This is a genomic window from Stenotrophomonas sp. SMYL8 (assembly GCF_036320065.1).
Classification (GTDB): domain Bacteria; phylum Pseudomonadota; class Gammaproteobacteria; order Xanthomonadales; family Xanthomonadaceae; genus Stenotrophomonas; species Stenotrophomonas maltophilia_A.
This window is the reverse complement of the sequence record NZ_JAWIRR010000020.1, coordinates 1-20,483: the sequence shown is the minus strand read 5'-3', so window position 1 is coordinate 20,483 and position 20,483 is coordinate 1. Positions and strand designations below refer to the sequence as shown.

At 67.2% G+C, this 20,483-nt stretch carries 15 protein-coding genes; 2 read left to right on the top strand and 13 right to left on the bottom strand.

Annotation, left to right across the window (positions count from 1 at the left end; genetic code table 11):
• Window positions 1–38: 38 nt before the first annotated feature.
• The 9 genes from V3B25_RS15270 to V3B25_RS15230 are packed head-to-tail and all read right to left on the bottom strand — an operon-like array spanning window position 39 to window position 12,393.
• On the bottom strand, window positions 39–1,847 hold the full coding sequence (locus V3B25_RS15270) for a hypothetical protein (protein WP_329810929.1): 1,809 nt from the start codon (window positions 1,845–1,847) through the stop codon (window positions 39–41).
• The gene (locus V3B25_RS15265) at window positions 1,844–4,015 is read right to left on the bottom strand and encodes a hypothetical protein (RefSeq protein WP_329810953.1); all 2,172 of its coding nucleotides are present in this window, start codon (window positions 4,013–4,015) and stop codon (window positions 1,844–1,846) included. Before V3B25_RS15265 ends, V3B25_RS15270 begins: the two co-directional genes overlap by 4 nt.
• Window positions 4,012–5,133 (bottom strand): BatA domain-containing protein, encoded by a 1,122-nt coding sequence (locus V3B25_RS15260; RefSeq protein WP_329810928.1) that lies wholly within the window; start codon window positions 5,131–5,133, stop codon window positions 4,012–4,014. Before V3B25_RS15260 ends, V3B25_RS15265 begins: the two co-directional genes overlap by 4 nt.
• Window positions 5,130–6,026, bottom strand: a complete 897-nt coding sequence (locus V3B25_RS15255; RefSeq protein WP_329810927.1) for a DUF58 domain-containing protein — start codon at window positions 6,024–6,026, stop codon at window positions 5,130–5,132. The genes V3B25_RS15260 and V3B25_RS15255 overlap by 4 nt, the downstream gene beginning before the upstream one ends.
• 7 nt (window positions 6,027–6,033) lie before the next feature.
• The gene (locus tag V3B25_RS15250) at window positions 6,034–7,017 is read right to left on the bottom strand and encodes a MoxR family ATPase (protein ID WP_049422406.1); all 984 of its coding nucleotides are present in this window, start codon (window positions 7,015–7,017) and stop codon (window positions 6,034–6,036) included.
• Window positions 7,018–7,033: 16 nt separating this feature from the next.
• Window positions 7,034–7,741, bottom strand: a complete 708-nt coding sequence (locus V3B25_RS15245) for a DUF4159 domain-containing protein (protein ID WP_329810926.1) — start codon at window positions 7,739–7,741, stop codon at window positions 7,034–7,036.
• Window positions 7,741–9,075 (bottom strand): TldD/PmbA family protein, encoded by a 1,335-nt coding sequence (locus V3B25_RS15240; RefSeq protein WP_019336350.1) that lies wholly within the window; start codon window positions 9,073–9,075, stop codon window positions 7,741–7,743. The genes V3B25_RS15245 and V3B25_RS15240 overlap by 1 nt, the downstream gene beginning before the upstream one ends.
• A 21-nt stretch (window positions 9,076–9,096) precedes the next feature.
• Window positions 9,097–10,731: a TldD/PmbA family protein gene (locus tag V3B25_RS15235; RefSeq protein ID WP_032128710.1), complete on the bottom strand. Its 1,635-nt coding sequence runs from the start codon at window positions 10,729–10,731 to the stop codon at window positions 9,097–9,099.
• A 30-nt stretch (window positions 10,732–10,761) separates the two neighbouring features.
• Window positions 10,762–12,393: a TldD/PmbA family protein gene (locus V3B25_RS15230; RefSeq protein ID WP_329810925.1), complete on the bottom strand. Its 1,632-nt coding sequence runs from the start codon at window positions 12,391–12,393 to the stop codon at window positions 10,762–10,764.
• 847 nt (window positions 12,394–13,240) lie between these two features.
• On the opposite strand from V3B25_RS15230, the gene V3B25_RS15225 reads away from it, so the two are divergent.
• Window positions 13,241–13,855, top strand: a complete 615-nt coding sequence (locus V3B25_RS15225; RefSeq protein WP_049462868.1) for a DUF938 domain-containing protein — start codon at window positions 13,241–13,243, stop codon at window positions 13,853–13,855.
• On the opposite strand, the gene V3B25_RS15220 is transcribed toward V3B25_RS15225, so the two are convergent.
• The 3 genes from V3B25_RS15220 to V3B25_RS15210 all read right to left on the bottom strand — a co-directional run bounded on the left by V3B25_RS15220 (window position 13,856) and on the right by V3B25_RS15210 (window position 19,283).
• The gene (locus V3B25_RS15220) at window positions 13,856–15,178 is read right to left on the bottom strand and encodes a type II toxin-antitoxin system HipA family toxin (RefSeq protein ID WP_329810924.1); all 1,323 of its coding nucleotides are present in this window, start codon (window positions 15,176–15,178) and stop codon (window positions 13,856–13,858) included.
• A 3-nt stretch (window positions 15,179–15,181) separates the two neighbouring features.
• Window positions 15,182–15,439 (bottom strand): helix-turn-helix transcriptional regulator, encoded by a 258-nt coding sequence (locus tag V3B25_RS15215; RefSeq protein ID WP_004134030.1) that lies wholly within the window; start codon window positions 15,437–15,439, stop codon window positions 15,182–15,184.
• Window positions 15,440–15,596: 157 nt separating this feature from the next.
• Window positions 15,597–19,283, bottom strand: coding sequence for an indolepyruvate ferredoxin oxidoreductase family protein (locus V3B25_RS15210; RefSeq protein WP_329810923.1), 3,687 nt, complete (start codon window positions 19,281–19,283; stop codon window positions 15,597–15,599).
• Window positions 19,284–19,451: 168 nt separating this feature from the next.
• On the opposite strand from V3B25_RS15210, the gene V3B25_RS15205 reads away from it, so the two are divergent.
• A complete protein-coding gene (locus tag V3B25_RS15205; RefSeq protein WP_032128715.1) occupies window positions 19,452–20,087 on the top strand; it encodes a hypothetical protein in 636 nt (211 codons plus the stop codon).
• Between the two features lie 160 nt (window positions 20,088–20,247).
• Here V3B25_RS15205 and V3B25_RS15200 read toward each other — a convergent pair.
• The coding region (locus tag V3B25_RS15200; RefSeq protein ID WP_329810922.1) for an IS3 family transposase at window positions 20,248–20,483 on the bottom strand (236 nt) is incomplete at its 5' end.

Genomic DNA, 20,483 nt, shown 5'->3' with positions numbered 1-20,483 from the left:
GCCATGCGTGGATGCTGTCCGCGATCCAATCGATGGGCTCAGCGTCGCCGTTCCAGCCACCACTGCAGCGATGCGCACAACACGAACGCCAGCCACCACGGCCAGCGTGGACCTGCCATGGGTTGCATCACTGACGCGTCTGCCGGCGTGCTGGCGGCCAGTGCACGCGTGGTCGCATCGATCATCGCCTGCCGATGCAGCGTCGGTGCATCCTTCGGATCGAACACATAGCGCCAGACAACGCTGCCGCCATGCTGCAGGCGCTGCCAGCCTGCCTCACGGGGCCACCAGCCGACGCAGCGCAGCGCCGACGTCGCGCCATCGACGATCAGGGGTACATCGTCGCCACGCTTGTCGAAGATCTGCAGCGGCGCCTGCACACCGCACAGCGATTGTCGTTCGCCTGCCCAGCCGATCGGTTGCGGTGACCACAGCGCATCAGCGCTGCCCTGTGCACGTGCCAGCGTGGCCACCACGCCGCTCCACAGTTCGCCGTGGCGGTCGTCGCGCCCGGCCAGTACCCAGCGCCAGCTGTCGGTCAGCGGCAGCAGGCCGATGCGGCCCTTGCCGGCAGCGCGCCAGCCACCGACAGCCTTGCCCGTGCCATCCAGCAGCAGGGCGGTGCTGCCCGGTGCCTGCAGCGCGAGTGCTTCCAGCGCAGGCAGGGGAGCATTGTGCGAGCTGCGGTCAGCCTCTTCGCCGTAGCCGGTCGGCAGCGTACCCGCGGCGAGCGGGCCACGCCGTGCGGCGAGGACCGCGCTGTCGCCGTCGCCGGGAAGTTCGAGGGCGTGGCTGCTGCCATCGCCTTGCACCGGCAGGCCCAGATCGCGGAGGCGCTGGCGCGCGCTGGCCGAAGGTGCGCCCGCACTGCGTACCAGCACGCCCAGTCCCTCGCGCAACGCTTGCCGCACGGCAGCCAGCTGGCCGGCACTCAATGCGGCCAGGCTGCGCTCGTCCAGCAACAGCAGATCGCTGCGCGCGAGTGACGCCGCATCCAGCGCGACCGCGCCATCTCCCACGCTGACACCCGCCCCGGTATCGGCCTGCACCTGCACGCGGATGCCGGCATCGGCCGCCCAACGCCGCAGGTACTTCAGCTCTGGACCCGGCGCACTGGCGCGCACCAGCAGGCGCAGCGGTGCGGCCGGCAGGGTCTGCTGCGGCACCGGTACGCTGTCCACCACATGGCCGTCGGCATCGAGCAGGCGCAGCTGGAACACGCTGCGGCCTTCGGCGCGGGCGATGCCGCTGAGCTTCACGCGCCCGTCCTCGGCAACGTCCATGCGATCAACCACGCTGTCGGCGGGGTCAAGCAGCTCTGCTTTCGCTTTGGCCGCGCCACGCGCCTGTGCCTGGACGTCAAAACGAGCACCGGGAGCGACATCGGCCGGTGGTTGCAGTGCGATCCAGCCGCGCGGCTCCGGTGCGGCCTGCCAACGTACATCCGGTGGCAGCAGCGCGTCACGGTCACGTGCGGCCAGGCCCGCACCGACCAGTGTCAGTGTGGACGCCGGATGCTGGCGCAGCGCGGTGGCCAGGTCGGGAACGCGCTGTGCGCCGGGTATATCGGCAGCTTCCGGCAACAGCAACAGCGGGCCTTCGCTGGCTGGGAGCGCGCCGGCCTTGCCGGCATCGGTTCCGAGCACGACCAGCCCGCCTGCGGGTTGCTGGCGGGTGGGCGGTACCAGGCAGAAATACAGCAGCGCGGCGACGATGATCTGCAGTGCGATCACGATCCACCGGCGGCCAGGGTGCGCGGTGTTTCCACGCAGCTGGCGCACGCTGGCGATGACCACGATCAGGGCGAGTGCCAGTGCAATCCACAGGTTCACAGCGGAGGCGTTCATGGCTGCGCCTCCAGCGCATCAAGGTACCGCTGGCCCATCGCATCGGCGGCACTGCGCCGCATCGCCTGCGGCAGCGGACGCTGCAGCGCCCGCCACAACTGTGCGCGCAGGCGCTGGCGACAGTCTTGGCAACCGGGCTCGATGCGCAGCTGCTCGATGGCCGCAGCCAGATCGAGTGCATCGGGCAGGTAGGCCGCGTTGCGCTGCTGCCAAGTCGCGAGCGCATCCAGATCCGGCGCGCCGGTGTCGTCGCCGAGACGCTGCCAGGCTTCGACGATGGCCGGATCGGGCGGGGTGCGGGCGGCCAGCGGCAGTTCACGACTGGCCAGCCCGGCACGGTCACCGCCGAGGCGGCGGCCTTCATCGATCGGTGGCAGCTCCGGTCCGACACGGGCCAGATAGATGCGCTCGGCCTGCTGCACCTGCTTGATGAAGCCCAATGCCTTGTAGGCAAACGGAAGCGCCTGCTCCGGGCGGCCCTGGCGCAGCTCGCCTTCGGCCGACCACATCTGGTCAAGCGCCGCCTTCAGCGTGGCACGGGTCTGCGGATCGAGCAGAGTGGCCGCCTCGGCGTGGTCATGGGTGTGTCCGTATTCCGAGAGCACGTCGGTGGCGCTGCCGAACACCGGTGGCGTATCGGCATTGGACGCCTTGCCGCCGTGATCGTGGCCATGCTCATCGTGCGCTCCGGCCTCGGCGCCATGGTCGTGATCGTCGTCGTGATCGTGGTCGTCTGCGGCGGGCGTATCGCTGGTGGGCAGGTCGCTGGTCGGCGGTGGCTTCGGCGCACCTTCGCTTTCCTCACCCAGGAACTGGCCGTAGCGCAGGCGCAGGATGCGCTGGTCGACGCCGATCGCATCGCTGCGCTTCACGAAGTCCTCGGCGGCGAGAGTGCGGCGCTGCCGGATCAGCGCTTCGGCATCAATGATGATCTGTCGCTGGCTGCGGAAGTAGGCCGGCAGGGTCTTCTTGATGCGGCCTTCCAGCTCTGCACCGAGTGCGACTTCGGCGCTGGGCAGGCGCAGGATCACGCTGCTGCTGCGTCCGGTCTGCGGCGTGGGCGCATGGTTGTCGCGCACTTCCAGCTGGGCGATGACATCGTTGCCGGGCTGTGCGCCCAGCGCAGCAAGATCAAGGGTATGGGCGAAACGCCGCGCGGTGGCTTCGCCGCTGCCGGCAAGCGTGACGCTGCGCTTCGCGAAGGTGATGTTCTCACCGCTGCCCTGGGTGGTGGTGATCGACAGTGTTGCCTGCGCCGCGACACCGTAATCGTCGCTGGCCTCGAAGCGCAGCGCCCATTGCCGTTGCCCGGGCGTGCCCAGCACCAGGCTGGCGGCGGGCTCCAGCACGCGCACGCTGGGCGCGCGGTCGGCCACTACATCCAGCCGATACAGGCGGGTCTCTGCCAGTGCCGGTTCGCTCACCACGCGGTACAGCACCGGCGTGCGTGCCACATCCTGCGCCTGCCACTGTCCATCGTGCTCGCTCAGTGGCAACCGGCGACCATCGTGGAACTGCAGCCATGCCTTGGCCGGTGCGCGGTCGAAGCGCAACGACCACGACAGCTGGCTGTCGGCGGCGACCTTGGCATCCAGCGTGCTCTGCGTCAGCGTGGCTTGCCCGGTGTAAGCCGGTGCGTCGATGCGCAGGCGACTGGACTGCAGTTGCAGCGGGCCTGCGGACGCCGTGCTGCCGGTCGTCGTGGCGGAATGAACGGCTGCCGGGTCTGGGTTCGAACGCGGCCAGCCGAACGCGAGCAGGGCAACGGCCAAGCCACCGATCCAGCACAGCATCACCGCCAGGTGCGGCCAACGCGGACGCAGCTCCGGCATAGCGCGTTCAAGCGTGGCCAGCACATGCACACGCTGGCGCTGCTGCAGCGGATTGAGCGTGGTGGCGTCGGCGAACAGCAGATCGGCACTGTCCTCGCTGGCACCACTGCCATCGAGTTGGCGCTGCAGCCACTGGCGGTCCAGCTGGCGGGCACGTGCAGTGGCGAAGGCCGCGCAGGCGAGCAGGCTGACCGTGGCGACCACGCAGGCGATATCGAAACCGGACAGCCGCAGTGCGAGCGCCGTCGCAGCCAGCGCCCACGGCAGGCCCAGCAGCAGGGTGATGGCGGCGCGGCGACGACGCGCACGTTGCCAGGCATGCTGCAGCGTCTTCATGCGATCGCCCTGCGCCGCGCGCTGCTGGCCATCCAGCGTTCCAGTGCGAACAGCAGCACGATTGCCAGCAGAAGCCATGCCGTGGGCTCACGCACCGGCGATGCTGCGGCGGGCAGTGCAATCTGGCGCGGCGCCTGGTCCTGTGCATCGCCCACGCGTGGCGACGGCGGCGGCTGCAGGGCCAGCAGCAGGGAACGCGGCAGCTGTGGATCACGCAGCGCGGTGTTGCTGGCGGCATCCCAATCACCCGGTAGTGACAGCAGGCGGCCAAGGCCGACACGTTGCTGCCACAACAGCGGCACGCCTTCGGCGCTGCGCAGCAGGACCTGGGCTTCCGTGGCGGGCTTGGCGGCGATCAGCACACTGCCGCCGTCGCGCAGCCACGCCTGCCAGTTCGCCGGCAGTGCGTCGTTGCGGCTCCATACGCCGATCTCGCCGCGTTCGGGCAGGGCATCCGCCACCAGAGGAGCGAGCGGCGCCTGCACGCCCCATGCGCGCTGCAGTGCATTCAACCAGTGCTGGGCAGCGGCCGAAGCATCGCTGTGCACGCGCAGGCGCGGCGACGTTGCGGCACGCGGTTGCGCAGTGACCGGCATCGGCTGCGTGTGCCATTGCACCTCACGCGACAGCTGCAGGCGGGCGCCATCCAGGCCGGGCAGGGGATCGGGAACGTGCACGGTCAATGCGGTGCCAACGGGCAGCTGCGCGTCCAGTTCGCGCAGCAGGCTGGGCAGGGATGCGCTGGTTGCAGGTGGTGCCTGATCAATGGCCGGGAAGCCGGGCGCCAGCCAGTGCCAGTTGCGATCCGCAGCGGTACCGCGCAGTGCGGCGGCATCCAGCCCCGGGGCCACCACCGTCCATGCACTGGAGGCCGGCACGGGGCCGGTCAACGCAGGCCGTGCCAGCAACAAGGCCAGCGCGGCCAGCAACAGCAGGCGCACCAGCAGCAATGGCCAGTCATCGAAGCGGATGCGCTGGCGTGGCCGGATCTGTGCGCGCAGCCAGCGCAGCGCGGCGAAATCCAGCGGTGTGTACGGATGGCGGCGGGCGAGGTGGATCAGCAGCGGCAGCAGCCATGCGGCGAGCGCGGCCAGGCCCAACGGGAACAGCAGGATCATGCACCGCCCCCACGCCCGAACAGCGCCTGCAGTGGTTGATCCAGCGGCTGGTCGAGCCAGCCGGTGGCACTGGCGATGCCACTGGCCTGCAGGCGCGACTGCAGCGCACTGCGTGCGTCGGCGAAGCGCTGCAGGTAGTCGGCGCGGATCGCCGCACCATCGCCCAGCAGTTCCTCGCCGGTTTCCGGATCGCGGAAGCGGTGGCCGGCATCGAACGGGAAGTCGCGTTCGTCGGCAGTCAGGATCTGCAGCAGGGCCACTTCGCGGCGCGCGCTGGCCAGTTGTTCCAGCAGCGCGATGCAGGCTTCGTCGAAGCCGTCGCCAACTGCCAGCAGCAGGTCGCCCGGACGCACGCGCTCCCACAGCGGGCGCAGGCGATCGGCCGCAGGCCAGCCACCGCGCGCCTGCAGCGCATGAAGTTGCAGATGCACGCGGTCACGCTGGCGTGCGCCGTTCGCTGCGGGCACCAGTTGCAGTCCATCGCCGTTGATCGCCAGCAGGCCGAAACGGTCGCCCTGCTGCAGGGCCAGTTCGACCACGCAGGCGGCCACGCCGCGCATGTGGTCCAGGCGCGTGCGCTGTGGTGCCGCGCGATCGGCCTGGCCGGCCGAGGCGGTGGCATCGAGCAGCAGCCAGACCGTGATCGGGCTTTCGCGTTCGGATTCGCGCACGAAGAAGCGGTCCGAGCGTGCATACAGCTTCCAGTCGATCTGGCGCAGCTCGTCGCCCGGTTCGTAGGCCCGGTACTGGGCGAATTCGAGGCCCGCACCGCGGCTGCGGCTTGCGTGCTGGCCGATGCCGCTTGCGCCGCTCGCCAGGCGCGGCCGCAACCGCAGCAGGCGCAGGCGCGCACGCAGTTCCGGTGGCAACGTCAGCGGGGCACCTGCGTTCACGCGTGGCTCAACCCGGGAACGGCACGGCCTGCAGCAGGGCGGCGACCACGTCGTCGGCACGCTTCTGCTCGGCCTCGGCGGCGAACGACAGCAGCAGGCGATGACGCATCACCGGCGCGGCCAAGGCCTGCACATCCTCACGGGTGGCGGCGAAGCGGCCCTGCAGCAATGCGCGTGCTTTCGCCGCCAGCACCAGCGACTGCCCGGCGCGCGGGCCCGCACCCCACTTCACCCACTGGTTGATCGCCGCGAGTGCGCCTTCGCCTGGTCGGCTGGCGCGAACCAGGCGGGTGATCCAGGCCAGCACATCAGGGCTGACATGCACCTGGCGTACTGCGGCCTGCAGCGCGATCACCGCTTCGGCATCCATCACCTTCGGCACCGCGTCGGTGGCACCGCCGGTGGTCTGTTCCAGGATCTGCCGCTCTTCGTCCTCGCTCGGATAATCCACCAGCACGTGCAGCAGGAAACGATCCAGCTGTGCTTCCGGCAACGGGTAGGTGCCGGCCTGCTCGATCGGGTTCTGCGTGGCCAGCACGAAGAACGGTGCAGGCAGTGCATACGTGGTGCCTGCGTAGCTGACGGTACGCTCCTGCATCGCTTCCAGCAGCGCGGCCTGGGTCTTGGGCGGGGTACGGTTGAGTTCGTCGGCCAGCAGCAGGTTGGTGAAGATCGGGCCCTGCTGGAAGCGGAAATGGCGATGGCCGGTGCCGTGGTCTTCCTCCAGCAACTCGGTACCGAGGATGTCGCTGGGCATCAGGTCGGGGGTGAACTGCACGCGCCGGAACTGCAGCTCCAGCGCCTGCCCGAGCGAGCGCACCAGCAGGGTCTTGCCCAGCCCCGGGGCGCCTTCCAGCAGGCAGTGGCCGCCGGCCAGCAGGCCGATCAGCAGCTGTTCGACCACGGTGTTCTGGCCAACCACCGCGCGTGCGAGCGCAGCGCGCAGATCGTGCAGGCGCGGCAGCAGGGAGTCGAGGTCAGCGGTGGTCATGGGCGTGCAGGTCCTATCAATTGTTCAACGCGTACATCACAATGTTGACGCCGAAGCGGGTGTTGTCTTCGGCCAGGAAGCGCTTGTTGCGCCAGTCGTAGTCCCACTCGCAGCCGTAGTCCTTGTTGCTGTAGAGCAGGCCCAGGCGGCCATCGACCTCGATGCCCTTCAGATAGTCGTGCACCAGGTCGTCGCCCCAGCCGTTGAGTTCGAAGCTGGTGGCGGGCGGGCCATCGGGGAAGCGGAAGAAGCTGCGGTACAGCGGGTGGCTGTTGGGCAGCTTCTGCAGTGCCTTGGGACCAAACAGGCGACCCATCTGCGACTCGAACGAGGTGGCGAACAGGCCGTCGATATCGTGGTTGCAGTCGTCGACGAAGACGAAGCCGCCATTGCGCACATAGCGCACGAAGTTCTGCCGCTCGGCGGCGTTGAACTCCACCAGCGTGTGCCCGGCCAGGTAGCAGAACGGCGCTTCCAGCATGCGTGGGTCGGCCAGCGCCACCACATGCTCCTGCGGATCCACGCGCAGCGAGGTGTAGTCGATCAGCGAGGTGATCAGGTTGGACGGCATGCGCGCGTCCACATCCCAGTCGCCGGAGTCGTACTGCAGGCGGGTGAACCAGAAGTCGTAGCGCGAACTGCGCGGGCCTGACTGCGCCAAGGTCGGCAGCGCCGCCGCCGAAGCGGCAGCGGCCAACCAGCGCAGGCAGGCCCGGCGATCCATCAGACCGCGTCGGACAGCGAGGTGAAGGTGAAATCGCGCAGCTTCATCGGCGGGATCATCATCACGTAGCTGGATTCATCACCGGCCACGCGCACCGGCTTGCCCAGCTCTTCGATGTTGTTGAGCATGATCACCGGCGATTCGTTGAAGCGGAAGTTCTTCACCGGGTGCTTGATCTGGCCGTTCTCGATGTAGAAGGTGCCGTCGCGGGTGAGGCCGGTCAGCAGCACGGTCTGCGGATCGACCATGCGGATGTACCAGGTACGGGTGACCAGGATGCCCTTCTGGGTGCCGCGCACCAGCTCGGCGGTGCTCTTGTCGCCACCGCTCATCAGCAGGTTGCCCGGCGTTGCCTTGGCGGTCTTGCCCTGCTTCTGCGCCCAGAAGCGCGAGTAGTCCAGGTTGGCGATCTTGCCGTTCTCGATGATCGCCATGCGCTCGCGTGGCATGCCTTCGCCGTCCCACGGCAGCACCGGTGCGTCCGGATGCCACGGATCGGCAATCATGGTCACGCGCGGGTCGTAGACCTGCTCGCCCAGCTTGTTGCCGCCGCCTTTCTTCGACAGGAAGCTGCGGCCCTCATCGGCCGAGCGTGCGCTGAAGAAGTTCATCATGAAGCTGATCAGGCCTGCGGCCGCGGCCGGTTCCAGGATCACCGTGTACTTGCCCGGCTCCAGCGCCTTGGCTTCGGCCGATTCGGTGGCCTTGCGCATGGCGATGCGGATGTCCTGGTCGGCCTTGAAGTCGGCGGCATCCTTCAGGTTGCGGCCGACCCAGCCCGAACCGCGGCCATCTTCGGTACGCACGGTGCAGGTGTAATCGAAGTTGGTGGTGCGCTGGTAGGCGAAGTTGCCGTTGCTGTTGGCGGTGGCCTGGAAGCCCTGGCCGTCCTCGAGGAAGCCGGCGGCGATCAGGCCGTGGCCACGGCACGGGGCGATCGAATCGGCGGCGACCTTGGCGCGGAAGGCTGGATCGATCGCTGCAGTGGATTCGCTGAAGGTCGGGCTGGCGCGATAGCTCTGCTTGCCGATGGCCGGCATGAACTCCGGGTTCTCCGGCGCCAGGCGCGCCAGGTCTTCGGCGCGGCGTACCACGCGTTCCAGCGCGGCATCGTCGAACTCGTTGATCGAGGCGGTACCCACGCGCTTGCCGAAGGCGACGGTGACCGCCAGCTCGGTGTTGTCGACGATGCCGCTGGTGGAGACGTTGTTCAGCGCGAAACGGATGTTGCCGCTGATCGCGCCGGCCAGCACGGCGGTGCATTCGTCGGCCTTGGACAGGGCGATGACCTTGTCGAGGATGGCCTTGGCCTGGGCTTCGGTGAAGATACTCATGGTGTAAGGGCTCCTGACCGGTCAGCCGAGGCTGCGTGCGGTGTTGATGACGTTGATGCCGTTGAAGCGCGCGGTCGACGAACCGTGCGAGACCGCCGAGACCTGGCCCGGCTGGCCCTTGCCGTCGAAGAACGAACCGCCCAGGCGGTAGTCGCGCTCGTCGGCCACGGCGGTGCAGGCATTCCAGAACTCCGGCGTGCGGATCTGGTAGGCCACGTCTTCCAGCATGCGGGTGATCTGGCCGTTCTTGATCTCGTAGAACAGCTGGCCGCCGAACTGCGCGTTGTAGCGCTGCTGGTCGATCGAGAACGAACCATCACCGATGATGTAGATGCCGTTCTCCACGTCCTTGATCAGGTCCGGCACGCTCAGCGGCTTCTTGCCCGGTGCCATCGACACGTTGGCCATGCGCTGGAACTGCACGCTGGACCACGAGTCGGCGTAGCAGCAGCCGTCGGACTCGGTCTTGCCGAGGATGTGGGCCTGGTCGCGGATGGTCTGGTAATCCACCAGTTTGCCGTTGCTGATCAGGTCCCAGCGCTTGCACTTCACGCCTTCATCGTCGTACGCCACCGCACCGAGGCTGCCCGGCTGGGTCTTGTCGGCGAAGATGTTGACCAGTTCGCTGCCGTACTGGAAATGCTGTTCGCGCTTGTCCAGGGTGGCGAAGCTGGTGCCGGCGTAGTTGGCTTCGTAGCCGAGCACGCGGTCCAGCTCCAGCGGGTGGCCGATCGACTCATGGATGGTCAGCCAGGTGTGCGACGGGTCGAGCACCAGATCGTACTTGCCCGGCTTCACCGACGGGGCCTTCAGCTTCTCCTGCGCCTGCTTGGCGGCGGCGATGGCATCTTCCTTCATGTTGTAGGAAGAGCTGTAGTTGACCACGCCATTCGGGCTGACCACCTTGCCGGCAGCCGCGCCGTCCAGATACTCGTAGCCCAGGCCCATCGGCGAGGACAGGCCTTCGCGGGTACGGAACTTGCCGCTGGACTTGTCGATGGCGGTAATCGTCATCGGTGCCCAGATGCGGTGCACGTCCTGGTCGATATAGGAACCATCGGTGGAGGCGAAGTACTTCTGCTCGTTGACCAGGAACAGCATCGAATTGACGAAGCTGGCGCCGGCGCCCATCGCCGCAGCGTTGACGTCCAGCAGCAGGCCGACCTTGTCCTTGATCGGCACTTCCATCGCATTCTTGCGGATAGGCGTGCGCCAGCTCACCTCACCCACGCCCGGCGCCTTGGCCAGCTGTACCGGTGCGGTCTGCACGCCGGCATTGGCCTTGGCGATTGCTGCGGCCTGCTGCGCGGCCTTGGCTACATCGGCCGTACCCAGCGCATTGGTGGCGGCGAAGCCCCACGCACCGTTGACGATCACGCGGATGCCCACGCCGGTGGACTCGGTGTTCACCACGTTCTGCACCTTGTCCTCGCGGGTGATCACGAACTGCCGCAGGTAGCGGCCGATGCGCACGTCGCAGTAGGTGGCACCGGCCTGGCGGGCAGCGGCCAGCGCCGCATCGGCCAGGCGCTTCTTCAGCCCCAGGTCCAGCGTGCTCTGCAGTTGTTCGGCGGCAATCGCCTTGCCGAAGAAGGAAGGCACGATCAGCCCGCCCGCGGTAAGCCCGGTCAGGGCCAGGAAGTCACGTCTTTGCAAGGCTGCTCTCCATGTCGAAGGATGGGTGGCTCAAGCGCCGAGACTGCGCGCGGTGCTGATGATGTTGATGCCGTTGAAGCGGGTGGTGGACGAACCGTGCGAGACCGCCGAGACCTGGCCGGGCTGGCCCTTGCCGTCGAAGAACGAACCGCCCAGGCGGAAGTCACGCTCGTCGCAGATCGCAGTGCAGGCATTCCAGAATTCCGGCGTACGGATCTGGTAGGCCGCATCCTCGACCATGCCGGCGATCTTTCCGTCCTTGATCTGGTAGTACAGCTGGCCGCCGAACTGCGCGTTGTAGCGCTGCTGGTCGATCGAATACGACCCACGGCCGTGGATGTAGATGCCGTTCTCCACGTCCTTGATCATGTCTTCGACGCTGAGCGGCTTTTTGCCCGGCGCCAGCGAGACATTGGCCATGCGCTGGAACTGCACGCTGGACCAGGAATCGGCGTAACTGCAGCCATGCGAGGCATCGCGGCCGAGGATGTGGGCCTCATCGCGGGTGGCCTGGTAATCGACCAGGATGCCGTCGCGCACCAGGTCCCAGCGCTGGGTCTTCACGCCTTCATCGTCGTAGCCGACCGCACCGAGGCTGCCCGGTTGGGTCTTGTCGGCGAAGAAGGTGACGATGTCGCTGCCCCAGCGGAAACCGGCATCGCGCTTGTCCAGCGTGGCGAAGCTGGTGCCGGCGTAGTTGGCTTCGTAGCCGAGCACGCGGTCCAGCTCCAGCGGGTGGCCAACGTTCTCGTGGATGGTCAGGAACAGGTTGGACGGGTCCAGCACCAGGTCGTACTTGCCCGGCTTCACCGATGGCGCCTTCAGTTTCTCGCGCGCGTGGCGGGCGGCGGCGATGGCGTCCTCGACCGGGTCGTAGGAATCGCGGTAGGCGGTGATGCCACCGGGCAGCTGCACCTTGCCGCGCGCATCGCCATCGAGGAACTCGTAGCCCATGCCCATCGGCGAGGACAGGCCGGCACGAGTGCGGAACCTGCCGCTGGCCTTGTCGATGGCGGTGGCAGTGAAAGGCAGCCAGATGCGATGGATGTCCTGGTCGATGAACGAGCCGTCGCTGGAGGCGAAGTACTTCTGTTCATTGACCAGGAACAGGGTGGAATTGATGTAGTCGGCGCCCGCATTCAGCGCGGCGGCGTTGAGCGCCAGCAGCAGCTCGACCTTGTCCTGGATCGGCACCGCCATCGCGTTCCTGCGCACTGGGGTCTGCCAGCGCACCTCACCGACCGAGGGCGTCGGCGCCAGCTGCACCGGCCGGGTCTGGATGCTGGCGTTGGCACGGGCGATGGCCGCAGCCTGCTCGACCGCCGCGCGCACGGCAGCCTCGGTCTGCTGGTGGGTAGCGGCAAAGCCCCAGGCGCCGTTGACGATCACCCGCACGCCGACACCGGACGATTCGCGGTTGGTCACATTGCCGACCTGGTGCTCGCGGGTGATGACCGACTGGTTGAGATAGCGGCCGATGCGCACGTCGCAGTAGCTGGCCTTGGCGGTGCGTGCGGCGGCGAGCGCAACGTCCGCCAGGCGTCTGCGCTGGGCGGTATCGACCGGGGCGAGCAGCTGCTCGGCGGCGATGGCACGGGAATGCGGCAGCAGCAGGCCCGCCAGGCCCAGACCGGAAAAAGCCAGGAACTCACGTCGTTGCACAGCGTTTCTCTCTCTCGCTTGCGTGCGGTTGGCAACGGGCCGGACCGATCACGTCAACTCCTCGACTTTCGCCAGCGCGGCGCGTCCGGGCAAGTGACTGCAGTCATGGTTGGGTGGGTTTCGGCAGGGCTTGCAGCCCTGCACCTGCTCAATGCAACGGCAACGGCAACGGCCAAAGCCAGAGCGGCATTCCGTGGGTTGGTGGGGCGGTGTCGGACTGCGGGGACGCCGCAAGTACGTCCCTGTAGGCTTGGCAGCCGCTTGCTCGTGTGCGCAGTCCTGCGCACACGGCAAGACCGGGGTTGGGTGTCCTGCCCAACCCGCCCGAGGCATGCCTCGGGCCCATGCGGCTGACACCCCGCAATCCGACACCGCCCCACCTTCGACAGGTTCACTCGGCTGTTGGTAGGTGTCGACCTTGGTCGACACGTCTGTCAGATATCGAAATGTATCCGGGGTCAGAGCCGTTCTCCTGCGGAAAACGGATCTGACCCCAAGAGCCGTTCCGGCAGACGGCAGAAAACTGTCGAAGGCGGGGTGGGTCCGGTTGCGGGGGCGTGAGCGCCATGGATGGCGCGACCGAGCCTCCATGGGTGAGGGCGCTTTGCTTGCGAAGCACCGCTTCGCAAGCGCCCGAACGCACAGCCGCCAGCGGCTGGGCCGGACCCCGGAGGGGGATTCACGGCGTCCCCCGCAACCGGACCCACCCCGCCATCCCCCAGGAAGCCCGCTGTTGCAGTTGCTTTGGCTGTTGCTGTTGCTCCGGCTCGTGCGGGTGCAGGGCTGCAAGCCCTGCAGACACCCCCTCGTGCACAATGGGGCCGACCCCGCCTGGACACCGTCCCTGATGTCGAGCAAGCCGTATTCAGAAGCCTGCGAGCGCAACCGCGAACCCATCGCCACCGCACTCGACCCGTGGATGGGCGACCGCCATCGGCTGCTGGAGATCGGCAGTGGCACCGGCCAGCACGCGGCGTTCTTCGCCGAGCGCTGGCCCTGGCTGCGCTGGCAGCCCAGCGATCATCCGGACCATCTGCCCGGCATCGAGGCCTGGCGTGCGGAGGCCGCGTTGCTGAATCTGCTGCCGCCGGTGGCACTGCAGGTGGAACTCCCCCCGGCGCCGGGCCTGTCGTTGCCCGAGGGCAGCACGTTCGATGCCGCATTCAGTGCCAACACGTTGCACATCATGGGCTGGGAGCATGTGCAGGCGCTGTTCGCCGCGCTGCCGTCGGTGCTGCGGCATGGTGCGCTGCTGGCGGTGTACGGCCCGTTCAACTACGGCGGTCGCTACACCAGCGACAGCAACGCGCAGTTCGATGCCTGGCTGAAGGCGCGTGATCCACGCAGCGGCATCCGCGATGTGGAAGCGGTGCAGGCGCTGGCGGCGGACAACGGCTTCACCCGCCTGGGTGATGTGGCGATGCCGGCCAACAACCGGTTGCTGCTGTGGCGGCTGGGGTGATCAGGCGTCCGGCGACATGCTGGAAAGGCGTGCTGCCGCAGCGCGCAGCCCGTTGAAAATGGGTTCGGACACGTTTACGGGGAAATCACTTGGGAGCTGACGCGTGACCTGCTCGATGGCGGGTTCGACGGCTGCGATCAGCGCTTCGATCCACGGCTCCGCACCATCAGCGACACCACAGGCGCGTGCGGTTTCGTTCCAATGGCGTCGTCGCACAAGGTGCAGCTTCCGGTGGCGGTTCTTGCCCTGGACGGACATCGCGAGCTGTGCATTCCGCGGGTCGAGCTGGTTTGGCCCCCTACCCAGGATGGGATGCACCGACAATACGTCGTAGACGGGTGTCAGGCGGAAGCGTCCACCGGCTTCGAGGTAAACACTGAAGTTCTTGGCATGTCCATCGGTTGCAGCCAACATCCAGAAAAGAATCTGCGTCTTGAAGAAGGTCGCCCGATCCTCGAAATGCTCGGATTGTCGAAGCAGATCCATGATGGTCACGATGCCTGGGCCGCCATCGGATTCATACTTCCTGGCAGCGGGCAGACCGAAGACCTGGCACATGTCTTCCTGGGGCAGCCGCAGCCACCACCGGCGATCCGCAGAAAGGCGGCGGTCGAATCGCTCCACAATAAGCGCGCGTTCGTCCTTGAAGCGTCCCATCTGCGTATTCGCAACGGGGATTCCAAAGGCGGAAAGCAGTTGCATGCACAGCCATTCGTTCTCGACGGATTGGTGCATGTCCGCCCGCATGTTGCCCACAATGCCAAGCGGCAGCTTGAAGATATGGGTGGATGGGGTACTGCCGGTGGGAATGCACCACTGGCCAGCATGCAGCAGAAGTCCCGTCTTCTCCTGCGCACCGGCGATGGATATGCGGAACGCATCATCACTGGTGGGTGCGCCAGGTCGATTCCCTGCCGTCACCTGACGCAGGATCGCAGCGACGCCTGATTCGTCCAACGCTTCGCACGTAATCTGCTGGATGTCCCCCGGTGTATGCGAAAGCGGCAGCAGTTGTACTGCGCCGACGCAATCCCGGCCAATGGCTTCGAGAAGATCGAATGTGTCGCTGCTGCGCGTGGAGAACCTGTCGCGGATCCGGTTGCGGATGACGGCGTTGTCGGGAAGAAGGTTGTCGAAGTAGTTGTTGACGACATCGCCCCGATGGCTCTCACCCTCCGGGAGCAGGGGCAGTGAGAGTGACAACGGCCGGGACTGGGCGGAGCTGATCCACGAGTCGACGTACGAAAGCCGGGAAGATCCGCTCCGGACATCATCCCAGAGCGCGACCTCGACACCATTCATCCAGACCCGCAGCGTACCCATGGCTCACCACTCCAACGTTGACGTTGTCTCCGGGGGGCTTCGCTGCTGCAATCTGACTTCCAGACCCAGCACTGCCCAGACCCGCATCAGCCGTTCGAAGCTTGCCGATGCCGGGTCGCGCTCCAATGCGCCTACTGCCTGGCGGCTTATGCCGAGCTGTGCCGCCAACTGCGCCTGGCTCAGGCCCGCCTGGCGCCTGAACGCACGCATCAGCGGTGCCAGTTGTTGAGGTGTCCTCACCGTGTGCAGCGGCCTGTCCATATCGGCAGTCCCCTAGAAAGTGACCGTACGCGAACGTGTACGCAAAGGATAGGTTGCATTACGACAAGCAACCTATCTCTTTCCTTCGCTGGAGGCAACCTATCGATTGCTATCTCAATATGCAATCAATAGGTTGCTTTCGTGCCGTCAGCGGTGCTCAAGCCACCTGCACGATATGCAGCGCCTTCGGGTTCCGCCACTGCGCCAGCAGGGCGGCTTCGCGCGCCTTGGCCTGCTCGAAATGCGCTTCCTTGACGTGGCCGAAGCCGCGGATGTGCTCGGGCACGCTGGCGATCTCCACCGCCAGCGCCAGGCGGTCGTCATCCAGTCCGTCCAGCAGCAGCTGCACGGTGGCTTCGTAATCGCCGATCAGCTTGCGCTCCATGCGGCGTTCCTCGGTGCGTCCGAACATGTCGAAGCGGCCACCACGCAGGAACTTCAGCCTGGCCAGCAGGCCGAAGGCCTTGAACATCCACGGGCCGTATTCCTTCTTCAGCAACCGGCCCTGCTCGTCCTTCTTGGCGAACAGCGGCGGTGCCAGGTGGAAGCGCAGCTGGTAATCGCCCTCGAACTGCTGCTGCAGGCGGCGCTGGAAGTCGCCGCTGGTATACAGGCGGGCCACTTCGTACTCGTCCTTGTAGGCCATCAGCTTGAACAGGTAACGGGCTACGGTCTCGGTCAGCGCGGTGGAACCGCCGATGCGGTCGGCTTCGGCGGCGCGCACGCGCTCGACCAGGCTGCGGTAGCGGTTGGCGTAGGCAGCGTCCTGGTACTCGACCAGGAACGCGGCGCGGCGCTCGATCATTTCATCCAGCGAGCGCGACAGGCGGGCGTCGTCCAGCGGCAGGAACGCCACGTCGCCACCGTGCGAGGGCAGGCCACGCAGTTCGCGTTCGTCGCCGGTGTTGCGCGGTGCGGCGGTGGCACCCCATTCGTTGCCCTCCCACTCGCCCGGCGGCAGCGGGTGCAGCGGGCCCGGAGTGGATTCGGTATCGGTGTGGCGGTTGCGCACCAGGCCGGCGGCCTGCTGCACGGCCTGCGGGTCGACCACGGCCAGGCGGCCCCAGGCGAAGGCCTGCTGGTTCATCGCCACGGCCGCACCGTTGAGCTCGATGGCGCGCATCAGCGACTCGAACGACAGCGGCACCAGGCCCTGCTGCCAGGCATAGCCGAGGATGAACAGGTTGGCGGCGATCGCATCGCCCAGCAGCGCGGTGGCCAGCTGGGTGGCATCCAGCAGCAACGGCTCCTGGCCGCCCAGCGCCACGCGCACACCGGCCACGATGTCGGCGGCGGGGAACTGCATGTCTGGGCGGGTGGTGAAGGTACCGGGCATCGCTTCGTAGGTGTTCAGCACCACCTGCGAACGGCCGGCACGCACCTTCGACAGGGCCCAGTAGTCGTTGACCACCACCATGTCGCAGCCCACCACCAGGTCAGCCTCACCGGCGGCGATGCGCACGGCGTGGATGTCTTCGGGACGACGGGCGATGCGGATGTGCGTGGTCACCGCGCCGCCCTTCTGTGCCAGGCCGGTCTGGTCGAGCACGGTCGCACCCTTGCCTTCCAGGTGGCCGGCCATGCCCAGCAGCGCGCCGATGGTCACCACGCCGGTACCGCCGACGCCGGTGATCAGGATGTTCCAGGGCTGTTCGAGGGTGCCGCGGATGGCCGGTGCCGGCAGGTTGTCCAGCAGGGTGGAAGCATCGCGCTTGCTGCCCTTGCGCGGCTGGCCACCGTGCACGGTGACGAAGCTCGGGCAGAAACCGTTCACGCAGGAATAGTCCTTGTTGCAGTTGGACTGATCGATCTCGCGCTTGCGCCCGAACTCGGTTTCCTTCGGCAGTACCGACACGCAGAAGCTCTTCTTGCCGCAGTCGCCACAGCCTTCGCAGACCAGCGAATTGATCAGCACGCGCTTCTGCGGATCTTCCAGCTTGCCGCGCTTGCGGCGGCGGCGCTTCTCGGTGGCGCAGGTCTGTTCGTAGATCAGGATCGAAACACCCTTCACCTCGCGCAGGCGCTTCTGCACCTCATCCAGCTCGCTGCGGTCGTGGAACTCGACGTCGCTGGGGAAGTGCTCGCGCTGGCCGGTCCACTTGCCGATGTTGTCCGACAGCACCACGATGGTGTGGATGCCTTCGGCGCGCATCTGCCTGGCGATGTCCGGCACGCTCAGCGGGCCGTCCACCGGCTGGCCGCCGGTCATCGCCACCGCGTCGTTGTAGAGGATCTTGTAGGTGATGTTGACGCCGGCGGCGACCGCCTGGCGGATCGCCAGCGAACCGCTGTGGAAGTAGGTGCCGTCGCCGAGGTTCTGGAACACGTGCGGGGTGTCGGTGAACGGCGCCTGCCCGGCCCAGGTCACGCCTTCGCCGCCCATGTGGGTGAAGGTGTCGGTGCTGCGGTCCATCCAGGTCACCATGTAATGGCAACCGATGCCGGCCAGCGCACGCGAGCCTTCCGGCACCTTGGTGGAGGTGTTGTGCGGGCAGCCGGAGCAGTAGTGCGGCACGCGCGGGAAGCTGGCGCGCGGCAGCGCAAGCTCGGCTTCCTTTTCCTGCATCCACTGCAGGCGCTGCTCGATCGATTCGTTGTTGAAGAACTTCTGGATGCGGCGGCCGATCACGCCGGCAATGGTGGCCGGGGTCAGTTCGCCGGTGGACGGCAGGATCCACTCACCGCTCTCGTCGTACTTGCCGACGATCGACGGGCGCTGGCCCCAGCTGGCCGGCCAGTTGAAGAACTGTTCCTTCATCTGGCGCTCGATGAAGGCACGCTTCTCCTCCACCACGATGATGTCTTCCAGGCCCTGCGCGAAGCGCGCGATGCCCTGCGGCTCCAGCGGCCAGGTCATGCCGACCTTGTACACGCGGATACCGATGTCGGCACAGGCCGCTTCATCCAGGCCCAGGTATTCCAGCGCCTGCAACACGTCCAGGTAGCTCTTGCCGGTGGTGACGATGCCCAGCCGCGCGCGCGGCGCGTCCATCACCACCTTGTCGATGCCGTTGGCGCGGGCGAATGCCTGTGCGGCCTTCACCGCATAGCGGTGCAGGCGCATTTCCTGGTCCAGCGGCGGGTCCGGCCAGCGGATGTTGAGGCCGCCCGAGGGCATTTCGAAGTCTTCCGGCAGCACGATGCGGCGCGCCATCGGATCGACCTCGACCGAGGCCGACGATTCCACCGTCTCGGCAATCGTCTTGAAGCCGACCCAGCGGCCGGTATAGCGGCTCATCGCCCAGCCCAGCAGGCCCATGTCGAGGATGTCCTGCACGCCGGCCGGGTTCAGCACCGGCATCATCGCGCTGACGAACTCGTCCTCGCTGCCGTGCGGCAGCGTCGAGCTGCGGCAGGCATGGTCGTCGGCAGCCAGCGCCAGCACGCCGCCATGGCGCGAGGTGCCGGCGGCATTGGCGTGCTTGAACACGTCGCCGCAGCGGTCCACGCCCGGGCCCTTGCCGTACCACATGCCGAACACGCCCTGCACGTTGGCGCCGGGGAACAGGTTGGTCTGCTGCGTGCCCCACACCATGGTGGCGCCCAGGTCCTCGTTCAGGCCCGGGGTGAACTTCACCTTGGCTGCTTCAAGGTGCTTGCGCGCGCGCCACAGCTCCAGGTCGAAGCCACCCAGCGGGCTGCCACGGTAGCCGCTGACAAAGCCGGCGCTGTCGATGCCTTCGGCGGCGTCGCGCAGCCGCTGCATCAGCGGCAGCCGCACCAGCGCCTGCACGCCACTCAGGTAGATCCGCCCCTCGCTGCGGGTGTACTTGTGGTCGAGCGTGTAATCACGGTCGAGCAGGTCGGCGGACGAGGGCGAAGTGAGTTGCGCGGTACTGGTCATGGCTGGCCCGGTAGGATCGGCTGGCACCGGCCGCGTGCAGGCACGCGGCGGGAAAGGCGCGAATTGTAGCAGCGGGGCCGCGAGGCCCCGGCACTCGCGCCCGCGGCGGTGCTGGGGTTAGGATCGGGGAGAGAGAGGGAGGCTGCAGTTGCGGCCTGGGGAGAAGGGATGTCAGTTCCAGGAAAGATCCTGGCCAGCGTGCTGCTGGCCTCGGGAGTGGCCACTGCGTGGGCCGCGCCGGCTGTGCCGGCACCACAGGAGTTCTACTTCGACAACGACCTGGCGGCAACGCCGATGGTGGCGGTGCAGGGCGAGGGCGATGAGCTGGTGGCCCAGCTGGTCAAGCTGCGTGAGCGCGGCCGCCGCGCGGTGGAAGCGACGGTGCAGCTGGCATCGGTGGCCGGCGCGCAGGGCCGTGGCGAGCTGGCCGAGCAGCTGTATGGCGAGGCGATGAAAGAGGCGCCGGCACAGAGCAGCAGCGGCCGCAGCGTGCGCTGGAACTACGGTTGGGACCTGCTGCGCCAGGGCAAGCCGGAGGCGGCGCTGGAACAGTGGCTGGTATCGGCCAGCAACGCCCGTACGAAGCCCACCTGGGTGCCACCGACCTATGCGTTGGCATTGTGGCGGATGGGGCAGAAGCAGGAGGCGGTGCAGTGGTATGCGGCTGCGGTACGCACCGAGCCGACGCAGTGGAGTACCACGGCCAACTATGGGCAGCTGCTGCCGCAGTGGCGTGAGGATGAGCGCGCGTCGCTGGCCGAGGTGCAGCAGGCCTGGGCGGCCGCACCACCTGCCTGGCCCTGAGGGAAGGGGTTCGGCCGGGTTGCACCCGGCACCCGCAGAGGCAACAGCCAAAGCCAAAGCAACAGCAACAGCGGGCAATCTGTGGGATGGCGGGGCGGTGTGGGTTGGCAGGACACGCCGTAAACCCGTCCATGAAGTGACCCCCGAGACTTGGACGGGGTCAGGCGGCCGATTGGGCCTGCTCCCGGTACTTTATCGGGCTCAGACCTTTCAGTTTCAGTTTGATGCGTTCTTCGTTGTAGTACTGGATGTATTCCACCAGCCCAGCCTCCAGACTCTCGAGGCTGTCAAAGCTGTTCAGGTAGAAGAATTCCGACTTCAGCGTTCCAAAGAAGCTCTCCATCGCCGCATTGTCCAGGCAGTTGCCGCGCCGGGACATGCTTTGCTTCAACGAGT

Coding starts and splice junctions, on each gene's coding strand:
- V3B25_RS15270 (WP_329810929.1), bottom strand. CDS start 1,847: ATGAACGCCTCCGCTGTGAACCTGTGGATTGCACTGGCACTCGCCCTG.
- V3B25_RS15265 (WP_329810953.1), bottom strand. CDS start 4,015: ATGAAGACGCTGCAGCATGCCTGGCAACGTGCGCGTCGTCGCCGCGCC.
- V3B25_RS15260 (WP_329810928.1), bottom strand. CDS start 5,133: ATGATCCTGCTGTTCCCGTTGGGCCTGGCCGCGCTCGCCGCATGGCTG.
- V3B25_RS15250 (WP_049422406.1), bottom strand. CDS start 7,017: ATGACCACCGCTGACCTCGACTCCCTGCTGCCGCGCCTGCACGATCTG.
- V3B25_RS15245 (WP_329810926.1), bottom strand. CDS start 7,741: ATGGATCGCCGGGCCTGCCTGCGCTGGTTGGCCGCTGCCGCTTCGGCG.
- V3B25_RS15240 (WP_019336350.1), bottom strand. CDS start 9,075: ATGAGTATCTTCACCGAAGCCCAGGCCAAGGCCATCCTCGACAAGGTC.
- V3B25_RS15225 (WP_049462868.1), top strand. CDS start 13,241: ATGTCGAGCAAGCCGTATTCAGAAGCCTGCGAGCGCAACCGCGAACCC.
- V3B25_RS15220 (WP_329810924.1), bottom strand. CDS start 15,178: ATGGGTACGCTGCGGGTCTGGATGAATGGTGTCGAGGTCGCGCTCTGG.
- V3B25_RS15215 (WP_004134030.1), bottom strand. CDS start 15,439: ATGGACAGGCCGCTGCACACGGTGAGGACACCTCAACAACTGGCACCG.
- V3B25_RS15210 (WP_329810923.1), bottom strand. CDS start 19,283: ATGACCAGTACCGCGCAACTCACTTCGCCCTCGTCCGCCGACCTGCTC.
- V3B25_RS15205 (WP_032128715.1), top strand. CDS start 19,452: ATGTCAGTTCCAGGAAAGATCCTGGCCAGCGTGCTGCTGGCCTCGGGA.